The sequence below is a fragment of the Calyptranema fuscum S582 genome (genome assembly GCF_055793305.1).
This window is the reverse complement of sequence record NZ_JBSLYH010000123.1, coordinates 1-1,328: the sequence shown is the minus strand read 5'-3', so window position 1 is coordinate 1,328 and position 1,328 is coordinate 1. Positions and strand designations below refer to the sequence as shown.

The 1,328-nt window shown below is 48.0% G+C and carries 1 pseudogene; it reads left to right on the top strand.

Going from position 1 to position 1,328, the window contains the following annotated elements:
• The first annotated feature begins 102 nt into the window (after window positions 1–102).
• A pseudogene (locus tag ACR6Z4_RS32145) lies at window positions 103–1,298 on the top strand (ISAzo13 family transposase).
• Window positions 1,299–1,328 lie beyond the last annotated feature (30 nt).

Below are 1,328 nucleotides of genomic sequence, written 5' to 3'. Positions count from 1 at the left end.
TTAGGGGCTTGCAAATAAATAAAGTACCAATCATTCTAGAAGGAGCAGAGCGGGAATCACCCTCTCATGGCTGAGGATCTCTAGAACGGCAATCCACTAAGTATGCTCGATGACAAGATTAAAGCAACCCTGAAAGATGCTGCTCGAAAGCTGACTGGGCACCGCAAGCGAGACTTTATGGCAAAAGTTGCTGAGGACTATTTTGACGGTTCAGCCCGGAAAACGGAAACCGTTTTAGGGTGGAATCGAGCGAGTGTCCAACTGGGTTTGCATGAGCGTCGCAGTGGAATCACCTGTGTTGATAACTATCGAGCCAGAGGGCGGCACAAAAGTGAAGAGGTGTTGGTCAATTTGGCAGCCGATATTGCAAGTTTAGTGGATGGGCAAGCCCAAGCCGACCCGAAATTCCAATCGACCTTTTTATATGCTCGCATTAGTGCCCAAGCCGTCCGAGAAGGCTTGGTTGAGCAGAAGGAGTACGATGAGGAGCAACTGCCTTCGCGTCAGACCATTGGAGCCATTCTCAATCGCATGGGATATCGCCTAAAAAAACACAAAAAGTCAAACCCTTGAAGAAGATCGCTCAAACCGATGCCATCTTTGACAATGTTGAGCGGGAGAATCAACGCGCTGATGCCAATCCGAAGTCCTTGAGGCTTTCGATTGACACCAAAGCCAAAGTCAAGATTGGGAATCTGTCGCGCCATGGCAAGGATCGCACCCTAGAAGCTAGAAAAGCTGACGATCACGATAGTGAATGGCAGTCGGTGTTAGTCCCTTTTGGCATTCTCAACCTCGACAACGACGAGTTGTCGATTTACTTCGGTCAATCCGCTGAAACCAGCGATTTTATTGCTGATTGTTTGCAGTGGTGGTGGCAGGACAATCAAGACCATTACCCTGAGATTGCAGAATGGGTGATCAATTTAGATGGCGGACCCGCGACTCGCAGTGACCGTACCCAGTTCATTAAACGCATGGTTGAACTCGCCCAAACGATCACGATGCCGATTCGATTGATTTACTACCCGCCTTATCACAGCAAATACAATGCCATTGAACGATGCTGGGCAGCACTTGAGCATTACTGGAATGGAGCCATCTTGGATTCGGTAGAAGCGGCAGTTCAATGGGCCAGTCACATGACATGGAAAGCAATGGCTCCAGTAGTTTATCTGGTTGAAGGCATTTATGAAAAAGGGGTCAAGGTGTTGGCTGAGGAGTTAGCAAATTATCTCCCTCTCTGGCAACGGTCTGAAACTTTGCACAAATGGGATATCACCATTCTCCCTAATTGATTGGGATGTTATTTAATTGCAAGCCCCTTA